General features: G+C 65.3%; 15 protein-coding genes. 6 read left to right on the top strand and 9 right to left on the bottom strand.

Annotation, left to right across the window (positions count from 1 at the left end):
• The first annotated feature begins 208 nt into the window (after positions 1-208).
• Genes P1U48_RS06655 through P1U48_RS06670 form a run of 4 tightly spaced genes read left to right on the top strand, consistent with a single transcriptional unit; the run spans position 209 to position 5,912 of the window.
• Positions 209-2,071, top strand: a complete 1,863-nt coding sequence (locus P1U48_RS06655; protein WP_301068300.1) for an extracellular solute-binding protein — start codon at positions 209-211, stop codon at positions 2,069-2,071.
• Positions 2,072-2,081: 10 nt separating this feature from the next.
• Positions 2,082-3,188, top strand: coding sequence for a microcin C ABC transporter permease YejB (locus P1U48_RS06660; RefSeq protein ID WP_301068159.1), 1,107 nt, complete (start codon positions 2,082-2,084; stop codon positions 3,186-3,188).
• 1 nt (position 3,189) lies between these two features.
• Positions 3,190-4,332 (top strand): ABC transporter permease, encoded by a 1,143-nt coding sequence (locus tag P1U48_RS06665; protein WP_301068160.1) that lies wholly within the window; start codon positions 3,190-3,192, stop codon positions 4,330-4,332.
• Positions 4,329-5,912, top strand: a complete 1,584-nt coding sequence (locus tag P1U48_RS06670) for an ABC transporter ATP-binding protein (RefSeq protein ID WP_301068161.1) — start codon at positions 4,329-4,331, stop codon at positions 5,910-5,912. Before P1U48_RS06665 ends, P1U48_RS06670 begins: the two co-directional genes overlap by 4 nt.
• On the opposite strand, the gene P1U48_RS06675 is transcribed toward P1U48_RS06670, so the two are convergent.
• The 9 genes from P1U48_RS06675 to P1U48_RS06715 all read right to left on the bottom strand — a co-directional run bounded on the left by P1U48_RS06675 (position 5,909) and on the right by P1U48_RS06715 (position 19,609).
• On the bottom strand, positions 5,909-7,681 hold the full coding sequence (locus P1U48_RS06675) for a hypothetical protein (protein WP_301068162.1): 1,773 nt from the start codon (positions 7,679-7,681) through the stop codon (positions 5,909-5,911). The two genes, P1U48_RS06670 and P1U48_RS06675, sit on opposite strands and share 4 nt — an antisense overlap.
• Complete coding sequence (locus tag P1U48_RS06680) at positions 7,606-8,076, bottom strand: hypothetical protein (RefSeq protein WP_301068163.1); 471 nt, start codon at positions 8,074-8,076, stop codon at positions 7,606-7,608. The genes P1U48_RS06675 and P1U48_RS06680 overlap by 76 nt, the downstream gene beginning before the upstream one ends.
• Positions 8,073-11,387, bottom strand: coding sequence for a hypothetical protein (locus tag P1U48_RS06685; protein WP_301068164.1), 3,315 nt, complete (start codon positions 11,385-11,387; stop codon positions 8,073-8,075). The genes P1U48_RS06680 and P1U48_RS06685 overlap by 4 nt, the downstream gene beginning before the upstream one ends.
• Before the next feature lie 7 nt (positions 11,388-11,394).
• A complete protein-coding gene (locus P1U48_RS06690) occupies positions 11,395-12,459 on the bottom strand; it encodes a serine protease (RefSeq protein WP_301068165.1) in 1,065 nt (354 codons plus the stop codon).
• A gap of 35 nt (positions 12,460-12,494) precedes the next feature.
• A complete protein-coding gene (locus P1U48_RS06695) occupies positions 12,495-14,483 on the bottom strand; it encodes a caspase family protein (protein WP_301068166.1) in 1,989 nt (662 codons plus the stop codon).
• A gap of 135 nt (positions 14,484-14,618) precedes the next feature.
• Positions 14,619-16,064, bottom strand: a complete 1,446-nt coding sequence (locus P1U48_RS06700) for a patatin-like phospholipase family protein (RefSeq protein WP_301068167.1) — start codon at positions 16,062-16,064, stop codon at positions 14,619-14,621.
• 47 nt (positions 16,065-16,111) lie between these two features.
• Complete coding sequence (locus P1U48_RS06705; protein WP_301068168.1) at positions 16,112-17,479, bottom strand: ATP-binding protein; 1,368 nt, start codon at positions 17,477-17,479, stop codon at positions 16,112-16,114.
• Positions 17,480-17,534: 55 nt separating this feature from the next.
• The gene (locus P1U48_RS06710) at positions 17,535-18,239 is read right to left on the bottom strand and encodes a response regulator transcription factor (RefSeq protein WP_301068169.1); all 705 of its coding nucleotides are present in this window, start codon (positions 18,237-18,239) and stop codon (positions 17,535-17,537) included.
• Positions 18,240-18,262: 23 nt separating this feature from the next.
• Positions 18,263-19,609: a trypsin-like peptidase domain-containing protein gene (locus P1U48_RS06715; protein ID WP_301068170.1), complete on the bottom strand. Its 1,347-nt coding sequence runs from the start codon at positions 19,607-19,609 to the stop codon at positions 18,263-18,265.
• A gap of 158 nt (positions 19,610-19,767) precedes the next feature.
• Here P1U48_RS06715 and P1U48_RS06720 point away from each other — a divergent pair, with 158 nt between their 5' ends.
• Together P1U48_RS06720 and P1U48_RS06725 are read left to right on the top strand one after the other, a co-directional pair.
• Positions 19,768-20,436, top strand: a complete 669-nt coding sequence (locus tag P1U48_RS06720) for a hypothetical protein (RefSeq protein WP_301068171.1) — start codon at positions 19,768-19,770, stop codon at positions 20,434-20,436.
• Between the two features lie 27 nt (positions 20,437-20,463).
• Positions 20,464-22,614 (top strand): caspase family protein, encoded by a 2,151-nt coding sequence (locus P1U48_RS06725; protein WP_301068172.1) that lies wholly within the window; start codon positions 20,464-20,466, stop codon positions 22,612-22,614.
• Positions 22,615-22,643 lie beyond the last annotated feature (29 nt).

Below are 22,643 nucleotides of genomic sequence, written 5' to 3' on the forward strand. Positions count from 1 at the left end.
AGGTTGCATCACAAGGCTTCACGCATTCTCAACTTGAACCTTGCCAAGCCGCTCCTTTAGCTTGGCCACAAAGGGCCGCTGGCCCATCCTGTCCGGAGGTGTCTCGATGCTGCCCATGCCATTGCGTTCGCGCGTTTCCCTCGTCCCTCGTCCCCAGCGGGGCGCGGCGTTGTGGTCCGGGCTGGCGCTGGGGATTCTGGGGGCGCTGATGCTGGCGCTGCCGCTGGCGGCTCAGGACAGCACGGCCCAGGACAGCACGACCCAGGACGGTGGCGCCGAGGTGATCAAATCGCATGGTTTCAATGATTACAACGAGCTGAAATACCCCGCCGATTTTCCGCATTTCGACTATGTGAATCCCGAGGCCCCCAAGGGCGGCGAGATCGCCCTGGCGACCCAGGGCACCTTTGACAGCCTCAACCCCTACACCCGCAAGGGCCGCGCCGCGGCGCTGACCAGCGTGATGTTCGAAAGCCTGCTGGATGGCACGGCGCCCGCCGACGAATACGGCACCTCGTATTGCCTGCTCTGTGAAAGCCTTGAATACGACGCGGGCAAGACCTGGGTCATCTTTCACATGCGCAAGGATGCCAGGTTTTCCGACGGCACGCCGCTGACCGCGCATGACGTGGTGTTCACCCATAACCTGTTTCTGGAACAGGGCCTGCCATCTTATGCCGTGGCAGTGAAAAAGCGGATCACCGGGGCCGAGGCGCTGGACGATTACACGGTGCGGTTCACCTTTGCGGACGGTATTTCGCGCAAATCGCTCATTGATCAGGTTGGTGGCACCCCGGTGTTTTCGAAGAAATGGTTCGACGAAACCGGCGCCCGGCTGGATGAGCCGCGGCTGATCACCTCGCCCGGATCCGGCCCCTATGTGATCGACAATTTCGAAGTGAACCGGCGCATCGTCTACAAACGCAACCCGGATTACTGGGGCAAGGACCTGCCAGTAAATATCGGGCGGCACAATTTCGACCGCATCCGGATCGAATATTTTGCCGATGAAACCGCCGCTTTCGAGGCGTTCAAGGCGGGCGAATACACCATGCGTGTCGAGGGCAATTCCAAGCTCTGGGCGACCGCCTACGATTTCCCCGCCGCGCAACGCGGTCTGGTGGTGAAAGAGGAACTGCCGGACGGGTCGCCGCCCCCGGCCAGCGGCTTTATCTTCAACCTCGGGCGCGAGGCGCTCAAGGACATCAAGGTGCGCGAGGCGCTGGCGCTGGCCTATAATTTCGAATGGACCAACGAGAGCCTGCAATACGGGCTGTTCAGCCAACGCGAATCCTTCATCCAGGGCACGCCGCTGGCCGCCACCGGCGTGGCTGAGGGCGTCGATCTGGATTATCTGCAATCGCTTGGCGATCTGGTGCCGCCCGAGGTGCTGGGTGAACCGGTGCGGGTGCCGCATACCTCAAGCCCGGAAAAGCAGAATGACCGGCGCAATCTGCGCAAGGCGATGAAGCTGCTGGATGAGGCCGGTTGGCTGGTCGGCAGCGACGGGATGCGCCGCAACGCCGCCGGTGATCTGCTGCATATCGAGATCCCGGTCAATTCCGCCGGCGCCGCGGTGACAGAATCGGTGATCGAAACGCTGGTGCAAAACATGCGCCTGATGGGCGTCGACGCGCAGATGGAAAAGGTCGACCCGGCGCAATACACCAACCGCGAACGCGACCGCGACTATGACATCCTGCTGGATTCCTACCGCACCTTCCTGGGCGTCGGCACCGGGCTGAACCAGGTGTTCGGCTCGGCCGAGGCGGCATTCAGCCTGTTCAACCCGGCGGGTCTGGCCGATCCACTGGTCGATGCGATCATCCAAAAAGGTCTGGCCAGCGAGACGCTTGAGCAGGAAAACACCACGCTGCGGGTTCTCGACCGGGTGCTGCGCCACATCTTCTTTGTGGTGCCGGTCTGGTACAAGGCCAACCATTGGGTCGCCTATTGGGACATGTATGACCACCCTGACGAGATCGCGCCCTTCGACCTCGGCTATCTTGATTACTGGTGGTATGTCGCTGAAAAAGGCGAACAATTGCGGGCAACCGGGGCGTTGAGGTAATTCGCGCGCCATGGGAGCCTATATCCTCCGCCGGCTGCTGCTGATCATCCCGACGCTGTTCGGGATCATGGTGATCAACTTCACCCTGACCCAATTTGTGCCCGGCGGGCCGATCGAACAGATCATCGCCCAGATGCAGGGCGAGGGCGACGTGTTCCAGGGCATTTCCGGTTCGGGCAGCGATGCCGGGGCGACCGGGCCGGGCGAAGGTCTTGGTGCGTTGGGATCGGACAGCAAATACGAGGGCGCGCGCGGGTTGCCGCCGGAATTCATCGAACAGCTGGAAAAGGAATTCGGTTTCGACAAGCCGCCGCTTGAGCGCTTTGTCACGATGATATGGAACTACATGCGGCTGGATTTTGGCGAGAGCTATTTCAACAAGATGGGGGTGCTGGAGCTGGTGATCGACAAGCTGCCGGTCTCGATCACCCTCGGGCTCTGGTCGACGCTGATCGCCTATCTGATCTCGATCCCGCTGGGCATCCGCAAGGCGGTCAAGGACGGGTCGCGGTTCGACACCTGGACCAGCGGCACCATCATCGCGGCCTATGCGATTCCCGGGTTCCTGTTCGCGATCCTGCTGCTGGTGCTGTTCGCCGGTGGCAGTTTCTGGCGGGTGTTCCCGCTGCGCGGCCTGACCTCGGACAATTGGGAGGACCTGACCCTCTGGGGCAAGGTCGTCGATTATCTCTGGCACATCACCCTGCCGGTGCTGGCCTCGACGATCTCCAGCTTTGCCACCCTGACCCTGCTGACCAAGAATTCGTTCCTCGACGAGATCAAGAAGCACTACGTGATGACCGCCCGCGCCAAGGGGCTGAGCGAACGCCGGGTGCTGTATGGCCATGTGTTCCGCAATGCGATGCTGATCGTCATCGCCGGGTTCCCGGCGCTGTTCGTCTCGGTGTTCTTTGGTGGCTCGATCATCATCGAAACGCTGTTCTCGCTCGACGGGCTCGGGCGGCTCGGGTTCGAGGCGACCGTGGCCCGGGATTATCCGATCATCTTTGGCACTCTGTTCGTGTTTTCGCTGCTGGGACTGGTGGTCGGGATCCTGTCGGATCTGATGTATGTCTATGTCGATCCGCGCATCGACTTTGAACGGCGGGAGGGCTGAGATGGCCGTGGACCCCGCCCTGAAGCCGCCCAAGCGCAAATGGCTGTCGCCGCTGAACCAGCGTCGTTGGCGCAACTTTCGCCGCAATCGCCGCGCCTATTGGTCGCTGATCCTGTTCTCGATCCTGTTCACCCTGTCGCTGTTCGCCGAATTCCTGGCCAACGACAAACCGATCCTGATCCAGTATCGCGGCGGATATTATACCCCGATCTTCAACTTCTATCCCGAAACCGCCTTTGGCGGCGATTTCCAGACCGAGGCGATCTATTCCGATCCCGAGGTCAAGTGCCTGATCGCCACCGGCGGCATGGATGCGTGTTTCGACACTCCCGACGCTCTCATCGAAGATGCCAGGGACGGGGTGATCGCCGGGGCCGAGATTGCCAAGGGCTGGGCGCTCTGGCCACCGATCCCCTATGCCTTTGACAGCCCGGTGGACCGCCCCGGCGCGGCGCCTCTGCCGCCCAACGGGCAGAACCTGCTGGGCACGGATGACACCAAGCGCGACGTGCTGGCACGGGTGATCTATGGCTTTCGCCTGTCGATCCTGTTCACCCTGATCGTCACCACCGCCGCCTCGCTGATCGGCATCGCCGCCGGGGCGGTGCAGGGCTATTTCGGCGGCTGGCTGGATCTGGTGTTCCAACGGGTGCTGGAGATCTGGAACGGCATGCCGATGCTCTATGTCATCATCATCTTGTTCGCGATCCTGGGTCGCGGCTTCTGGTTGCTGGTGTTTCTGATGGTGCTGTTTGGCTGGCCCGGTCTGGTCGGCGTGGTGCGGGCCGAATTCCTGCGCGCCCGCAACCTGGAATATGTCCGCGCCGCCAAGGCGCTGGGGGTCAGCAACCGGGTGATCATGTTCCGCCACATGCTGCCCAACGCCATGGTCGCCACCCTGACCATGCTGCCGTTCATCGTCACCGGTACCATTGGCAGCCTCGCGACCCTGGATTTCCTGGGCTACGGCCTGCCATCCTCGGCGCCGTCGCTGGGTGAGTTGACCCTGCAGGCCAAGCAGAACCTGCAAGCGCCCTGGCTGGCCTTCACCGCGTTTTTCACCTTTGCGATCATGCTGTCGCTCTTGGTGTTCATCTTTGAAGGGGTGCGCGACGCGTTCGACCCCAGAAAGACCTTTCAATGAGCGTGCTTGAGGTCAAGGACCTCCACGTTGCCTTTCGTCAGGATGGGCAATTGTTCGAGGCGGTGCGCGGGGTGTCGTTCAGCGTCGACAAGGGCGAGACCGTGGCGATTGTCGGGGAATCAGGCTCTGGCAAATCGGTTTCGGCCCTGTCCACCGTGGCGCTGCTCGGTGACAATGCCGAGGTCAGCGGTTCGGTCACCTTTGAAGGCAAGGAAATGATCGGCGCGACCGAGGCACAGTTGCGGTCGGTGCGCGGCAACGACATCAGCTTTATCTTTCAAGAGCCGATGACCTCGCTCAACCCGCTGCACACGATCGAAAAGCAATTGGCCGAAAGCATCCAACTGCATCAGGGCCTGACTGGCGACGCGGTGCGGGCGCGAATCCTGCAATTGCTGGCTCGGGTCGGCATCCAGAATGCCGAGGAACGGCTGGGCGCCTATCCGCATCAATTGTCCGGTGGTCAGCGCCAGCGGGTGATGATCGCCATGGCGCTGGCCAACAAGCCGGCGCTGCTGATCGCGGATGAGCCGACCACGGCGCTCGACGTCACCATTCAGGCCCAGATCCTGGAATTGCTGGCCGAGCTGAAGCGCGAAGAGGGGATGGGCCTGCTGTTCATCACCCATGATCTGGGCGTGGTGCGGCGTATCGCCGACAGGGTCTGCGTGATGCAGGCCGGTGAAATCGTCGAGGCCGGCCCGACCGCCGCGATCTTTGACAATCCGCAGCACCCTTATACCCGGAAATTGCTGGGTGCCGAACCGGCGGGGCTGCCGGAACCGGTGGCGGATGACGCCCCGGTGGTGGTCGAGACCGATCACCTCAAGGTCTGGTTCCCGATCACGCGCGGCCTGTTCCGCCGCACCGTCGGCCATGTGAAGGCGGTGAACGACGCCACCATCAGCGTGCGCAAGGGCGAGACCCTGGGCATTGTCGGCGAAAGCGGATCGGGCAAGACCACGCTGGCGCTGGCGATCATGCGGCTGATCGCGTCCGAGGGCGGCATCACCTTTGTCGGCGAGGATGTCCGGCAATGGTCGACCCAGGAATTGCGCCGCCTGCGTGCCGATATGCAGATCGTGTTTCAGGATCCCTTTGGCAGTCTCAGTCCGCGGATGACCGCGGCGCAGATCATCGCCGAGGGGCTGGGGGTGCACAAGCTGGGCGGTGGCCGTCCACAGCGCGAGATGGTGGCCGAGGTGATGGCCGAGACCGGGCTCGACCCGGCGACGATGGATCGTTACCCGCACGAGTTTTCCGGCGGCCAGCGCCAGCGCATCGCCATCGCCCGGGCGATGATCCTGCGGCCCAAGCTGCTGGTGCTGGACGAACCGACCTCGGCGCTGGATATGACGGTGCAGGTGCAGATCGTCGAATTGCTGCGCGGCTTGCAGGTGAAATACGGGCTGGCCTATCTGTTCATCAGCCACGACCTGAAAGTGGTGCGGGCGATGGCACATCGGATGATGGTGATGCGGCGCGGTGATATCGTCGAACAGGGCGACGCCGAACAGATTTTCGGGGCGCCTCGCCACGCCTATACCCAGGAATTGCTGGCCGCCGCCCTGGCGCGTTAATCGGGGCCGAGCGCCTGCGCCCGGGTCCAGCCGATTGCCGCCTCAAGCGACAGCAATTGCGCCGCCGTCGACAGGCCCGAGGCCTGCGCCAGCGCGCCATAGGTTTCCACCCGCCAGTCGCGATCCAGATCGGCGGCGGTCTTGATCCGCTCCCAGGCCTCGTCCAGGCGATCCAGCTCGCGCAGCGCCTCGGCCTGCAGCATGGCGAGGATGGCGCGGGTGTCGCGGCGATCCTGGCCATCGTCGGGCAACCGGTTCACAAAAGTCGCGACGGCGCTGAGGGCCTCGTCCGGCGGGGCCGACATGGCGATCAGCCGGGTGCGGGTAAAGCGCATGTAAAGGATGTCGTCGGGCGGGATCCGGGCGACAAAATCCGGGTTGTCCAGGAACCGGTCGATCACCTCGGCCCCGAGATACCAATCGCCGCCGCCGCGCGGCCGTTCGATCGCATAGCCCAGGATCACCGGGTAGGCGACCCAGGGCCGCGCCGTCAGCGGATCAATCAGGTCATAGGCCTGCCGGGCGGTGCTGGCGGCGGCGCGGTCCTGTCCCATGCCGCCCTGGGCAATCGCGATCCGGTGCAGCAGGTACGCCTCCATATCGTCCGGGTGACCGGGCCGGTCACGCAGCCGCGACAGCGCGCCGCTGATCCAGGTCTGCCCTTCGCTGAACCGGCCCATCAGGTTCAGCGCATCGCCGACGCTGGCCATGTTCCAGATGTTCAACGGATGGTTCGTCGGCAGGGCCGCGGACACCTCTGCCGCCAGCGCCGCCATTTCCGCAAGCCGGTCTTCGATATTCTCGGTGCCGCCGGTTAGATCCAGATGATCGAAGTGCAACTGCGCAGAGAGCAGGCGCAGCCCGTCCTGGTCCGCATGACGGGCGCGGAGCGGGTCAAGGATGGCGCGGGCGGCCTCTTCGCCAAGCGCGTCATGCAGATCGGGGCCGATCATCAGCGCCGAAAAATCGGCGGTGGTGCTGGGGGCGGTCAGACCTGCCCATTGCCGCGCCCAATCCTGCACCAGCGCGCGGATCCGCGGGTGGTTGGCATCCAGCCGGTCAGAGAGGGCAAAAACCTGAAAGGCGGTGACCAGCAGCGCCATATCCGGCGCCAACTCCGGCAATCGCGCGACCAGCCGGTCCAGCGGCGCCTGAACCTCGGTCGCGGGGCGGGTGGAGCCGAACAGGACGGCGGTGAGCGCCACCAGATCGAGGAACGGATCATCCGGCGCCAGATCGGCGCCGGGTTGCGCGGCCAGCGCGCGGGCTTGGGTCAGCGCCGCGTCCGCGTCGTCGGGAAAGCCGGTCAGCGCCGCGTAATAGGCACCACTCGTCACCTGCAGCGCGGTCTTGCCATTCCCGGCCTGCAGCGCCTTGAGAACCGCGTTGTAGCCCCCGGACAGCACGCCACGCAGCACCGGGTTCCCATCCGCTGTCAGGTTGAGGGCTGCGACCGGTCGGAATTCATCCGCCAGGGCAAAGCCCCGCATGCCGGGATCGGCCACGTCGATCTCCGCCGCGATGCGCCGCACCAGATCTTCGCTGCGCCCGAGTGTGCGGCGGGCCACGCCATAGGCCCGCCGGAAAGCGGCCTGACTGGCGGCAGCGTCGCCCATGGCACGGGCAAAACCGGCGCGCAGTGCAATGAGCAGTGCCAGATCCGCGTCACCGACATTCGCGCCGGGATTTGCCGTCACCTGTGCCTCGCTCCGCGCCAGAATATCCGCCCCGGCGGGCAGGTCGCCGCGTTTTGCCAGCGCCCGCGCCAAGGCGGTGGCATTGCGGATATGGCCGCTGTCAAAGCGTTGATTTTCCTCAGCGCCTCGACCCGGTGCGGATGCGTGCCATAGCCCCCGGCATCGAGGATCTGCGCTGCCCCGGCCGCCATCCTTTCGCTCAGCTCCCAGTTGCGGACCGAGCGGTAGAGCCGGGCGAGGGCGAGATAGGGGTAGGCGCGAGCCAGCGCCGGGGAGTCGTCGGGCAGCCCGTCGCCGAGGCGGATCAGAGCGTCGCGCGCGCCGGTGCGATCGCCAGCGGCCGCCTGCGCCAGGGCGGCATCGGCGGCGGCGATCACCGCAGCAGTCGATAGCGGTTGCGCCAGGCCGGGGATCGGCACCAGGGCCAGCCAGAAGGCGGTGCAGAGGGCGGCGCGGCGCGGGCTCATAACGGTGGCGGGTCCGGGGGCAGTGACTGGGCGTAATCCCAGCCGATGATCGCCTCCCAAGCGGCACGATTATGCGCCTCGACCGCGTTGATATCGTCGCCATCCCCGGCCCGGATGGTGTCGCGCTGCCATTCGCTGCGAATGTCATTGGCGCGGGTCATCGCCGCCCAGGCGTCCGGGTAATCCTTGTTCCAATAGATCGCGATGGCCCGGGTCATCGCGATTTGCGACAGGTCGCGGCGCCAGTCGAGATTGTCGTCCGGCAGCGCCGCTTCGGCCAGGTCGAGCTGTTCCAGAACCACCGGAAGCTCGGCGTAATTGGCCAGCATGTCGGCATAGGTCTGATGCATATAGATCGCGTCGCGTGGCGGCAGCCGCTTCATGAAGGCCGCATCCTCGATATGCTTTTTCAGGATCGCACCGCCCATCTCGGCGTTGTCGTTGCGCATCCGCAGCGCATAGGCATAGGTCATCACCACCCCGGCGGCGAGATCGGCACGCGCCTCGAACAGGTCGATCATGTCATAGGCTTCGCGGGCCAGGGTCGCGGCAACATCGGCCTGATTGTCCTGCAGCATCAGATTGGCCTGGCGCGAGATCAGATAGGCCAGCGTGTCCTTGCGGTGATAGGGGTTGGCGCGCCAGGAATCCGTCGCGGCCTGCATCCAGGTCAGCGCCTCCTGGAACCGGTTGCGCGACCAGAAGGCATTGGCCAGGTTGAACTGGGTCGCCGCTGCGATCCCGTGATCGCGCGGCATCTGGTCGAGGATGACACTGGCCAGCCCGCTCATCTCAGAGAGGGCGCCGTCGGCGGAATAGAGGGTGGGCGAGCTCAGCAGATAGGAAAACCGCATGGTGTCACGCACCAGCGACAGGTCGAACTGATGGTCCATTTCGATCCAGCCGGTCATCCGGCTTGTCCATTCCTCGCCCTCTTCCGGGCCCATGTAGGTATAGATGACCTCACCCATCAGCGCATAAGCCCATTGTTCCAGAATATCCGGCGGGGTGCTGCGTTCGGCAGGCTGGGCCTCCATCCAGCGGCGGATGTCGGCGCGGATGCCGGCATCTTCGCCGGATTGGAACTTGGCCATCACCCGCAGCGCCAGATAGAGGCTGAGCTGTCCCTGCGGCAGGGTGGTTTCGCGGGCTTGCAGCCGGGCGATGGCACCGCCGACCTTGTCGGCCAGATGGGTGGTGCCCCAGGTTTTCGAAATCAGGTCGATCAGGTCAAAGATCGGGGCATTCGCCGGGATCGCATTGCCCAGCGAGGTGCGGGCGATGCGGCGGGCATCGTTCAGGGCGCTCTGACTTTCGTCATAGGCGCCCAGCATCGCCTTGTAGATGGCCAGGTTGACCAGATAGTCCGGGGTCTCGTCCTTGCCGTCCTTGCCGTCCTTGGCATAGGCGGCCAGCAGCCGTTCCAGCCCGGCGTAATTGCCCTCAAGGAACATCCGGATCGCATTTTCGCCGCCGCTGGTCAGGGCAAAGGACGCGGTGTCGATCGCGCCGAGTTCGGCGGCCAGCGCAAATCCCGCCATTCCCGGATCATCGGGATCGATCAGGTCGGCGTAGAATTTGACCTTTTTGTCCGTCACCCGGCGCGCCTTGCGCAGCTCAAGATAGGCGGCGCGGAAATATTCCTGGGTCTTGGCCTCGTTCTTTTGCCAGCGGTAGGTGAACGCGATCTGCCCAAGCAGATCAGACAGCGCCCAATCCGAGACTGTGCCGTTTTCGCGCAGCAGATCGACCGCCGCCAGCATGCTGGCCCGGGCCGCATCGATGCCATCGGTATTGGCGATGGCGCTGCCCAGCCGGGTTTCGTTCACCGCATAATCCGACCCGATATTGTTGACCGAGGTCAGATAGGCGCGGCGCTCCTCAAAGAACACCCGGGCTTCGCGAAAGCGCTTGGCCTCATAGAGCATCTTGCCGTGATTGCCGCGATAGAACGAACGATAGACCGGTTCGATCCCGTCGGTCTGATCCACCAGCTCCAGCAACTGTTCGGATTGGGTGATCAGCTGTTCAGGTGGCTCGCCCGCCGAAACCGCCGCGTTCAGCGACATATACATCAGGAACAGCGCCTGCGACTGGGTCACCAGATAATCGCCGCTGAACCGTGCCATAAAGCCTTCGCGCAGTCCCGAGGCGTCAGTCGAGGTGTTCACGGTCGCGGCGCGGGCCAGGAAGTAATGCGCCAGCTCGTTCAGATCGATGATCTCGTCATTGTCGTTGCTGTCCTGCATCGCGCCGCGCAGCACCACCTCGGCCTCGCTGGTGCGGCCGGATTCAAACAGCGCAACCCCCTGCAGCACCGTCGCCTCGATCCGGTAGGGGTGGTCGTTGGTTTCATCGCGGTCCAGCACCGAGGCCGTCGCAGCGGCAAAGCGCTGCATCTCGGACCAGTCTTCCTTGATGTAATAATAGCGGGCAAAGGCCAGTGCCGGATAGAATTCGGTCAGCAGATCGAATTCGGCCTCATGGGTGTAATCATTGGCCCGGCCGATCAGCGCAAAGGCGGCGTCCATCTCGCCAGCCTCGGCCAGGTCCAGCCCGGCATCGCAGAGTTCGAAAATCTCGTCCTTGGTCAGCTTGCGGGTGGCATAGCCGTCAGCCAGGGTCTGGCCGAGGGTCAGGTCAGGATAGCGCAGGAAATGGCTCTGAGCCAGGCTGACCAGGCCAAGGTCGTTGAAATCGTTCAGGAAAGCAGCGCGCAATTCGGCGGCGTCCGGTGCCGCGATCCTGGTGGCGGCCAGCGCCAGATAATAGCGCGCCAGTTCCTCTTGTGCCTGATCGTCGGGCAGCGGCGCGCTGTCGATCAGGCTCTGACGCAGCAGCGGGATGGCGGTGGTGGCGTCGCCTTTTTCATAGAGCGCGACGGCACGCAGAATGGTCGCTTCGATCCGAAAGGCGTGGTTGGTAAAGCCGACGTCGCGCATCGCCTCTTCGAAACTTGTTGCGAAGTTCAGGACATCGTCCCAGCGCGCCTCGCGGTAGGCCAGCTGGGCTTGGGGCAGGTCGGGAAAGCGCCGTGCCATCGGCGGCAGCGTCTCGTCAGCGGCCATCGCAATCGCCTGTTCCAGCGGTTCGCGGGCGCGGAGCACTTCGTTTTTCAGGAGATAGCCAATGGCCTGTGAGGTCAGTTCAAGCAGCTTGTCGCTTTTGCTGCCGCTGTTCTGGTCTTGGGCCTGGGCCTGGGCCTTGGATTGGTCCTGTGCCAGGGTCGGCACCGGCAGGATCATTGCCACGCTCAGCAGCAGCGCGGCGACGACGCGACGGGGCCCGAGGCCGCCGTCGCGCCGCATCATTTGGCCGTCAATTCGCGGCAATGACCTGCTCCATCCACGGCACAAAGTTGGACACTTTGGTATAGGCCGAGAACAGCGCGGTTTCGACGCAGGTCATGGTTTCGCTGTTGGCAAAGCCCCAGGACACAACCCCGGCCTGCACATAGGAGCCATCGCTGAGCGGCACGACGAGCGGGCCACCGGAATCACCCTGGCAGGAGGTCTTGCCGCCTTCATAGGTGCCCGAGCACAGCATGTTGTCGCTCAGCGGCATCGGCGCTTTCGAGAACAGGGCGTTCCAGGCGCTCTGTGCGTCATCGCCTTTGACGTTGAGGATTTGCAGCGCCTGAATGAAGGGCTCGACCGCTGCCTGACCACGGGCTTCCATCACGGCGCCGTTACACTGGTCGCGGCCCAGGATCTGGATCTGCGCCTGGTACATCTCGGCGGGATGGGTGCCGCCGTTGATCAGGCCCCAGCCGGTGACCACGGTCGGCACGCCGGTGACGTCAATCTGTTCGCCAAAGCTTTTGTCCGGCACTTTGATGGTCTGGTAGGACACGTTCGGTTTGCGGGCCAATTTGATCAGCGCGATGTCGCTGTCAAAGCCGTCCGGGTTATAGGCCTGGTTGCGGAAGATGCCCGCCACCGGGATCACGTCGCCCATGCCGGGCGCCAGTTTGTTGGTGCCGACAATGACGTTGACCTGCTGCGGGTTCAGGTCGAAATAGCCCTGGTCGTCCTGCATATAGACGCAATGCGCCGCGGTCAGAACCCATTGGTCCAGGATCAGCGAGCCGCCGCAGAATTGCGAATCCGGACCGACGGGGCGGCCAGCAATCAGCAGGCCGACCTGCCAGGGCCAGGCACCATTGGCGGCGATTTCGCCACCGATCACCCGGGCACCGCTGGCCTCAGCCTCTTTGCGGGCCATCTCGGCCTGCTGTTCCTTCTTGGCGGTTTCGGCAAAGGCGAAGGGCGAGGAAACGCTGGGATCGGCCTTGGGCGCGGCGTCGAAACTCTGGGCCATGCCGCCGGTGGCCAGCGCCGCAAGGGCGACGGCAGGAAGGGAAAGGCGTGTCAGGAATGTCATTTGTCTCACTCTCTTTGGTTGTGATTCACTTGGGGCTATCGGGTGCTGGTCGGAACCAGCGTGATGCGAAAACGCGTGACCTCGAGCGAGGGCAGGGCGCCTCCGAAACTGAAATTACGGGACTTTACCTCAGGATCCGCCGCCGCGAAAAGCCATTGTCCCAAATCGGGGGTGTCTTCGGGCATTGCGCGGGCGGTGCCATCGGCCAGGGCGGTCAGAACCGTGCGCGGCGCGCCCTGCACGGCGGGGGCGGCCAGAACCACCAGGTCCTCCTGTCCGGGCCGGTTGCTGGGGTTTGAGATTTGCAGCCCGATTTCTTCGCTTTCGCCAAAGCCGAGCCGGTTGGACAGGGCGCCGTCGGGATAGATCGGGATCACCCGGAAATCGCGGTCGATATAGAGAACCGTGATATCGCGCGCGGTTTTCGAGCCGTTCTTGACGGTCAGCCAAAGCTGGTCACAGGCATCGGCCCGCACCTCGCCCTCGGCAGCCGTCTCGGCGCCCGGGTCACCGCAATCGCTATCGGTGCCGGGGACATCGACCTTGGCCAGCGTCACGCTGAGCGAGGAGCCGGGCAGGGCAAAGCCCTTGACGCCGCTGCCCTCGGCGGCCTTCAGCGCCTGGCGCAGCCGATGCGCACGGATCGCCCGATCCAGAAAGGCGGCGGCCTCTTCGCGGCTGGCGCTGGCCGACAGGCGCGGGCTACTGCCGGCGCCAAGCCCGTCCAGAACCCCGTCACGCCCCGCCAAGGCCAGGCTGTCGCCGGTGAACACTGGCACATAATCCGGGGCGCCCTGGGCAATCACCTCAACCCCGTCGAGGCTGGCAGTCAAGTCGCGCAGCAGATCGGGCATCTGGCCGGGGGTGGCGCCCTGCATCAGCACCGGTGCCCCCAGTTTCAGGGCGGCGGGCAGGGCCGGGCGGTGCAGCCGGGCATAGCCTTCGGCGGGCAAGCCGGGGGTGCGGGCCAGCCGGGCGCTGTCGGCCTTGGCCTCGGCCACCTCGGCGATCACCGGATCCCCTGTGGTTTCGGCGCTGGCATAGACCGCGACCTGAGCGCCGGGTTCGATCCCGTGCAGCAGCCCGGCATTCAGCGCGCCGCCCTTGGTGCGCCAGACCGGGGCCACCGGATCGGCGGCACCAAACAGCGCCACGCCCAGCATCGGGCCCTCGGCATCCGGGGTCTGCGCTGCGGGCCCGTCCTTGGCCATGCCATCGACCGTGGCCAACAGGGCCTGTGACCAGCTGATGCCATTGGCGCTGGTCAGCACCGGCATCAAGGACCGGGTGAAATCGCCATACCAACTGGCCGCGTCACCTGGGTCGCCGACCGGGTATTCAAAGCTGCGCTGATCCGATTGCGAGGAATAGAGAAAGACGAAGCGGCCGCTCAGCGGCGGCGCGATCTGCCCCGGCAGGCTGTCGCCGGGCACCGCGTTCGGCACCCCGAGGCGCGCCGGGTCGATATAGCGCGCGGCTGAGATCTGGGCGTCCGGCAGGGCACGAAAACCGGTGGCGGAATGGCAGGCGTCCAGGATCGCCACCAGCTCGGCGCCGGTGTCGAGGATCGCCTGCATCATTACGCCGAGTTCGTCATCGACCAGCGCGTTTTCGACCGCGCCGATGGCGCCTTTCCAGTTCCTGGCATCCGACGGCAGCAGAATCTCGTCATAGCCCCCGGCCTCGTCACCGCTGGCATCGGGCATCTGCGAGCCATGGCCGGAGAAATAGAACAGCACCGTGTCGCCGGGTTGTGCGGTCGCCGCCAACCCTTGCAGGGCGGCGATGATCGCGGCGCGGGTCGGCGCGCCGTTGTGGCTGAGGCGCGGGTCAAGCCGGACGCCGGGGGCGGCCAGCACGGTGATATTCTCCGCCATTGCCCCGCGCGCCAGCAGCATGTTGCTGACCAGCCCGACGTCATTGGCCGGGCCACGCAGATCGGCGTTCAGGAATTCATAATCGGAAACGCCGACCACCAGCCCACGCACCTCGGCGCTGGCCGCCGGGGCGGTCAGGGCCAGCATTGCAACGGTGGCAAACCAACCTGCTGCAAGGTGGGGAGGGAAAGTCATCATGGGCTCCAGACCTTTGGTTCAATTAACGATTGCAACGGCCAAGCGCGCCAATCAAGTGAAACGCGCGTGTGACCAGATTTGTCATCAGTTCTTGATCGGGGTGATCCGCCTTGCGCCGGGGATATTGCCCGCGGCATCGGCCAGCTGGCGGGCGCGACCATAGCGGTTGGTCGAGCGTAGAAAGCCGTTGAGTTCCGGGTTCTGCCGGGTCGCCATCCGCCCCGCCTCGAGCGCCAGATCGACCTGATCGACCGGCAGTTGCAGGCGTGTCGGGATGGTGTCGAGCTTTTGCTTCATCGGTTCCGGCAGGCCCTGGAACGACACTTCCCCGACAAAGAATTTCAGATCACGGCAATCCCAACCCCGGGTTGATCCGCGCAGGCGGCGCACCTCAGAGGCAGGCAGCGCGCAGCGGTACTCGACCAGATCGGCCTGCCATTTGTCCAGTTGCAGCCGCATCGCGTCATAGCCGGTGCGCGAGGCCGAGGCCATCGCCGAGGACGCAATCGCCATCGCCAACTGCACCCCGCCGGGGCCGCGCAGATTCCTGGTCCAGGAATAATCGGTCTGCACCCCGGCATTGGCGACCAGGAACAGCATCCGCCGCAGCTTCACCGCCTCTTGCGCCGACAGGGGCGCAAAGGGCAGCTGTGCCCGCGCCCGTTCGACCGCCAGGCCGGTGGTGCCGAAATTGTCGGTAATGGCGCCGTCGAGCAGCTTGACGTACCGCACCGGATCGCCTGCGGCATAGGTTTCCAGCGCCGCGGCATGGGATTTCATCGCCCCCGTCGCCTCGGGGTTATAGCGTGCGGCGGTCAGCCAGTCCGGTTCGTTATAGCCGCAAGTGCCGGCATGGGATTCCAGGGTGATCGGCGAGAACACCAGTGGAAAGGCGGAGGAGGCGGCAATGGCATCGGACAGTGGATAACTGGACAGATCCGAACACAGCGCGTCAAAAGTTTCCGGTGAAAACAGGAACGTGGTCTGATTGGCGATGTCGCTGGCGTTGATCCAGGTGGTCACCCTGGACTGGCGGCTGAGGTCGCCAAAGGTGGCGCCGTGAAACAGGGTTTCGTCCAGGAACCGGCCATAGGTGCTGCGGCCATTGGCGCCGCCGGACAAGCCGCTGGCGATGGTGATCGGATTGTAGATCGACTTGGCCATGTATTTTTCGGCGTCGCGCACCAGAAAGCGGTCGCGATATCCGGCCAGCCCCCCGGCCCCCTTCAGCCCGAACCAGGCGGCGGTGACCGATCCGCCCGACACCCCCGACACCAGCCGGACGTCCGAGAGGATGCCGTCGTCATCGCCCGCGCCTTGAGTGGTGTCGCGCAGCGCCTCAAGCATCCCGGCAGCAAAGGCCGAGGCCCGCATCCCGCCGCCGGAAAACGCCAGCCCGACCCAGATCTCGCCATCGGTTTCGGAAACATTTACCGGGTCGACCAGAGGCCCGTTCACCCCCTTCGCCAGCGGTTGGTTCAACGGTGCGTTGATCGCTGCGCAGCCGGTCAGGACCAGACCGAATGCCAATGAAACCAAAGCCCTGAACACGTCAATTCCCCCTTGCCCCGGCAGCTTCAGGGCCGTGACAGTCTAGGCCAGGCGATTTCGATTCTGAAACCCTTTTGTGTGTTTGGCAGGCTCAGCGCGGCGCCGTGACGGGTGGCAATCGCCTGAACCAGCGCCAGGCCAAGGCCATGACCGGCCACCGATTGTTGATCGGCGCCACGGGTGAAGCGGTCAAACACCGTGGCGCGCAGCTCCTCGGACAGGCCCGGGCCACTGTCGCTGACGCTGAGCAGGTGGCGTTTGCCCTGCGGTTCCAGCGTCAGAATGATCCGGTCGCCCGCCTCGGTGTATTTGATCGCATTGTCGAGCAGGTTGGAAATCACCTGGGCCAGCAGATTGCGCTCGCCCAGCACCCAGGCCTCGGGGCTGATCTGCGCCTCGGCGTTCAGCCCCTTGTCTTCGGCCAGCGGCTCATACAGCTCAAACACCTCGGCGGCGATCTCGGACAGGTTCACCGGGACCAGACCGGGGCGCTGGCCCGAGGCGGCCTCGGCGCTGGAAATATCGAGCAGGCTGTCGAACATCCGGATGGTGCCAGCCATATCGGCGCGGATCGCGGCGACATCGTCCTCTTGCCCTTCGATCCGATCCAGACGCTGACGAATCCGGTTCAGCGGGGTGCGCAATTCATGGGCGATGGCGTCGGACAGCCGGTGGGTGGCGCGATTGAGCGCCTCGATCCGGTCCAGCATGGCGTGAAAATGGCTTTCCAGCGCGCCGAATTCATCACCGCTCCGCACCCCGGGCAGGCGCGCCGACAGCTCGCCCTCGGCAACCCGGTCGGCCAGGCTGTTCAGCCGACCGATGCGCCCGACCACCGCCCGCGCCACCAGCCAGCCAGCCAGCAGCGCCAGCGCCGAAAGGCCGATGGCGACCCAGAGGATGGTGCGGCGCAGCTCGCGCAGGGTTTCGGTGACCGGCGCCCAGGAACGGGCGGCGAGAAACGGAAACCCGCCGGGCAATTCCCGCGCCACGCCGCGAAAGGCCGCGCCGCCGGGCAGGGTCAGATCCTGCGCCGGGGTGGCGGCAAACAGGGCGCCATCCGGCACCGCGCCCGGTGGCCAGCCCTCAAGATTGCCCGCCAGAACTGCGCCGCTGCGGTCCTGCAACAGGTAGAGCCCGGAGTCCGGCGGGGTGATTGCGGCACGCGCCTCAACCGCCTCGCGCAGGCCGGGGATGCGGCGCTGGTCATAGACCTGGGCAAAGCCGGTCAGATCGGCGGCCAGCACCTCGGCCTGGCGCGCCTCAAGCGCGCGGGCGGTGATCCGGTATTGCAGCGCCATCGCGCCGAGCGACAGAAAGATGATGCCGCCGGCGACGATCAACATCACCCGCAGCGCGGCGGATCCGGCCAGGGATCGGCGCGGTCGGCTCATGCCTGCCCCGGGGCGCGGCGCGTCGAAATTGACGTGGATCGGGATTGGCGCAGCTTCACCCGACAACGCTCCCTTGCGGATCAAAGACATAGCCGACGCCGCGATCGGTGTGGATCACCGGATGCCCCGCCGCCTGCTCCAGCTTGCGCCGCAACCGTCCGACATGCACATCGACGACATTGGTTTGCGGGTCGAAATGCAGGTTCCAGACGTTTTCCAGCAATTGCGTCCGGGTCACCACCTCACCGGCATTGCGGGCAAAAAAGGTGATCAGTTCGAATTCCTTCGGGCTGACCGGGACATGGGCATTCCTGACATGCACGGTGCGCGCCTTCATCCGGATTTGCAGATCGCCAAAGGTAATCAGGTCATTGTCCAGCACCACCATGTCCTGACGCCGCAACAGGGCCCGCAGCCGGGCGCGCAATTCATCGCCATCAAACGGCTTGGCCAGGTAATCATCGGCCCCCTTTTCCAACCCTTCGATCTTGTTGGCGGCACGGCCCAGGGCCGAGACCACCAGCACCAGCGCGGTGGACCCGGCGGCACGGATCTTGGCGATGGCGTCGATGCCGTCGCCACCGGGCAGCATCCGGTCAAAGACAATGACCTTGAATTCCGCCAGACCGGCCGCCTTCAGACCGTCGGCGTAGTTGCGCATGACGATCGGTTCGGCGCCCAGATCGCGCACCGCTTCGGACAGCGCCTCGGCGGCCTCGATATCGTCCTCGACGATCAGAATACGGGGTGTGTCACTCATCGCCAGTTTCCTCCTGTTGCAGATCAGAACACCGACACCGCCGGGTCAAGGGCATTGGCACCGCCAAGCGGCACATTCAACTGTGCGTTGCTCCAGGGATCGACCAGGATATGCAGGGTGCGGCCACTGCGCTGCACCAGCAACACCACCGGGCGGTCGATTTGGGCGCTGTGCAGCGCCTCGGGCTCGGCGGCGCTGCCGTTCACCGCCAGGATCACGTCGCCCTGGGCCAGCCCGGCGCGGTAGCCGGGGCTGGACTGGGTGATGGTTTCAACCTTGGTGGTGTCGCTGGCCAGCCCGACGCCGAGCGTTTCCCAGCTGTAGGCGGCGATCAACCCGATCTGGCCCTTGATCTCGGCCAGGGTAAAGCGGGGCTTTTCCGGGGTCAGATCCAGCGCCAGGCTGATCTCTTGCCCGGCCCGCAGCACCATGATGCGCGCCTGATCGCCCTGGCGTGCATCCAGCTGCAGCGCCAGATCGCCGGGTTGGCGCAGCCCGCGCCCGTCCAGCGCCAGGATCACGTCACCGGCCAGCAGCCCGGCGCGCCAGCCAAAGCCACCGAGCGTGACATCGTCGACCAGCACCCCGTCACGATCCGCCAGCCCGAGGGCGCGGGCGATCTTGGGGGTGAGCGGGCGGGCGGTGACACCCAGCGAGGGCACCGGCGGTAGAGCCCCGGTCACCACCGCCGCCACCACATCGGCAGGAATCGCAAAGGCGATGCCCGCGAACAGCCTGGTGCCGTCGGCGATCCGGGCGTTCACCCCGCGCAGCGCGCCGCCTGCGTCGATCAGCGGCCCGCCGGAGGATCCGGGATTGAGTGCCGCGTCATGCTGGATCAGCCGCACCGGCACCGCCGGGTTCAGCTGCCGCGCCGGGGCCGAGACGATGCCGCGGGACAGGCTGAATTCCATTTCCAGCGGCGCGCCAAAGGCAAAGACCGGGATGCCCAGCGGCGGCGCCTCGGGGGTGGGTGGCAGACCGGGGCCGAACAAAGGCTCGTTCAGGCTGATCACCGCGATATCGCGGGCGGTGTCGACCTTGGTGACCGCCGCCGAGACGGTGCGCCCGGCCCGGTCGCGCAGGGTGACCCGGCTGCGTCCACGCAGCACATGGGCGCAGGTGACCACCACATTCCCGTCACCCCAGAGCGTTGCCGAGCCGAGGAATACCGCGTCGTCATCATCGCTGAGCACCACCAGCGTGGCGTCCAATGCCCGGCTCAGCAGCGCCGGATTGGCCACAGCTTCGGCGCGCACCGGGCGGTTGGCGGTCAACATCACCACCAGGAGGGCAAGCAACGGCACCATTGCCACCATCGGGGCAAGGCGGCGACGGCGGCGCTGCAGATGACGGGGATCGCTGGGCATCTCGGGGTCCTTTCACTGTGACGCTCCCTTGGTAACGGTCTGTGCGTCCGGGTTCACATGACAAGTCCCGTCATCTGCGCCAAACACCCAGAAACCTTTTGAACCACAGGGCATTGCGGCCCATTATCGGGGCAGCCTCAACCACCGGAGACCACCCCATGCGCCTATTCCCCGCCGCCCTCTTTACTGCCGCACTGGCGATCGTGCCGCAGGCCGGACCGGCCGAAGCGCTGTCGCTGGATGCCGACATGGTCCCGGCCAGCGCGGTGAAGCGGATCGAAATCTCGGCCCGGCTGCTGGAGACGGCGATGGGCGACCGCGATGCGCTGCTGGCGCTGGCAGCGGCCAAGCTGCGCAAATCGGCGCTGGGCAAAGAGGTGGCGCGCGAACCCGAACGCGACGGCCCGGTGCCCGAAGGCGCGGCCGAACCGCCGATCAGTTGGCAGGACATGCGCGACACCGCCCTGGCCCTGGCCCCCGGCGATCCGGTGATCGAGGGGCTGGCCGCAGATCTGACACTGGAAAAGTCCAAGGGCGTGGTCTCGGGCAAGGTCTATTCGATCAGCCAGATCCGGGCGGGCGGCACCGACACCTACCGGCCATTGCAATATGAGGGCAACGCCTATGCCGAGGTCTATGTCGAAGGCGCCAGCGCCGCCGATCTGAACGTCAAGGTGTTCGATCAGGCCGGGCGACTGGTCTGTTCTGACACTGACATCAGCGCCATCGCCTATTGTGGCTGGCGCCCGGCCGCGAGCGAGGAATTTTCTGTCGTGGTGCTGAACCGGGGTGGCGGCGGCACCTCCTATACCCTGATCACCAACTGATCCGATTTTGCCCCGAAAGCGATTGTGATGAAACGGTTATTCAAACTCAGCCTGGCTGTCGCCCTGACCCTGTCCACCGCGATCCCGGCGCTGGCACGTGACGCCCACGCGCTGCTGATCGGCGCGTCGCAATATCAGAACCTGGACGAAAGCGCCTGGCTGAACGGGCCAAAGAACGACATCACCCTGGTGCGCGATTATCTCAAGGCGAACCCGGTGCTCAGCTTTGCGCCTGAGCATGTGCATGTGCTGGCCGACGGGGTCGCGGGCGCGGCCCCGGCCACCCTGGCGGCGATCCGGCAGGAAATGGCGGCGCTGGCCGCCAATGTGGTGGCGGGCGATTTCGTCTATCTGCATTTTTCCGGCCATGGCACCCAGGCCCCCGCCGCCGACCCGGACAGCGAATTGGACGGGCTCGACGAATTGTTCCTGCCGGTGGATATCGGCCCCTGGAACGACACGGTGGGTGGCGTCGAAAACGGGCTGGTCGATGACGAGATCGGCCAGATGATCGACGCGATCCGCGCCAAGGGCGCCGATGTCTGGGTGGTGTTTGATTCCTGCCATTCCGGCACCGCCACCCGCGCCGCGCCCTCGGGCGACGATGATGTGCGCCAGCGGCAATTGAAACCCAAAGCGCTGAAAATCCCCGAGTCCCGGATGGCCGAGGCCGAGAGCAAGGCGCGCGGCCTGGCCGCCGCCGATCCGCGGGCGCGGGCGGCGGCCTCAATCGAGTCGACCGGTGACGCCGCGGCGACTCCCAATGAGGGGCAGGGCAGGCTGGTGGCGTTCTTTGCCGCCCAGACCAATGAGACCACCCCGGAAAAGAACATGCCGCGCGGCCAGCCCGGGCGCAAACCGCAGGGGGTGTTCACCTATACCCTGTTTGAGACCATGGCCGAACGGCCCGGCATCACCTATCGGCAATTGGCGCAGGAGGTGCTGCGCAAATATGCGGTGCTGAACCTGGCCCGCTCGACCCCGCTGTTTGAGGGCGATCTGGATCAGCCAGTGTTTGGCGAGGGTGGCGCCGGGTTGATCCTGCAATGGCCGGTCACTGTTGCGGGTGCGGAGCTGACGGTTCCGGCCGGGCTGCTGCATGGGCTGACCCCGGGTTCCGACCTGTTGTTGCTGGCCTCACCTGCCGATCCGGATGAGGCGGCATTGGCCAGCTACCGGGTGCGCGAAGCGACGACCTTTGCCGCCACCGCCATCGCCACCGACGAAGGTGCCGCGCCCGAGGTGCCCGCCGGGGCGGTGCTGCGCAAAGTGTCCAACGGTATCGACTTTTCGCTGACCGTCGCATTGCCGCCCGAGGGTACGACCGCCGCCGCCGCGATGCAGGCCGCCGTCGCGCAGATGATGCAGGAACCGGCGATTGCGTCGCGAATCAACTTTGTGCCGGCCGGCACCGAGGGCGCCGATCTGCGGCTGGCGGTTCTTCCCGACAGCCCGCGCCCGGATGCGATCTGGATCCTGCCCTCGACCGGGCTGGTCGCGCCCGAGGAGCTGGCCCGCACCCCATCGGTTTCCACCGCCGACAAGACTCCGGACAAGCTGGCCGCGGTCATGGCCGACAGCTTTGCCACCATCGCCAAGGCGCTGAACCTGATGAAGGTCGGCGCCGCCACCGCCAACACCAGCCTGCCGGTCGAGGCCGGGCTGATCACCGGGCGATTTGACTCCAGGACCGAAGAGGTGATCGCCAGCAGCCGCCTGCCAGTGGCCGGGGCTGATGTGCCGCGTATGGTGCCCGACGATGTGGTCGGGCTGCGGCTGACCAACACCGGCGACAGCCCGGTTGACTACAACCTGCTCTATGTCGGGGCGGATTATTCGATCAGCTTCATGGGCAACGGGCGGATGCAGCCCGGGGCGACGCTGGACGATGATTTCGTGCTGATCAGCGATGCCAGCTTTGGCCGCGACCGGCTGATTGTCATCCTGTCCCCGGCGCAGCCGCAATCGGCGGTCGAGGACCTGTCGTTCCTGGAACAGAACCCGCTGGAATTGTCGCGCAGCGCCGCAACACCGCGCGGGATCAAGGGGATGCTGGATGAGGCCGGGTTTGGCCAGACCACCCGCGGCGCGGTCAGCCTGTCCAGCCGCCGCAAAAAGGCCGATCCGGTGCCGGTGTTCCTGCAATATGAGATCGACACGGTGCCCGGCGGATCGTGACGTTGGAGCCTGTTTCCCTGTCCTGACCC

Source organism: Pseudooceanicola sp. (assembly GCF_029213205.1).
Classification (GTDB): Bacteria; Pseudomonadota; Alphaproteobacteria; order Rhodobacterales; family Rhodobacteraceae; genus Pseudooceanicola.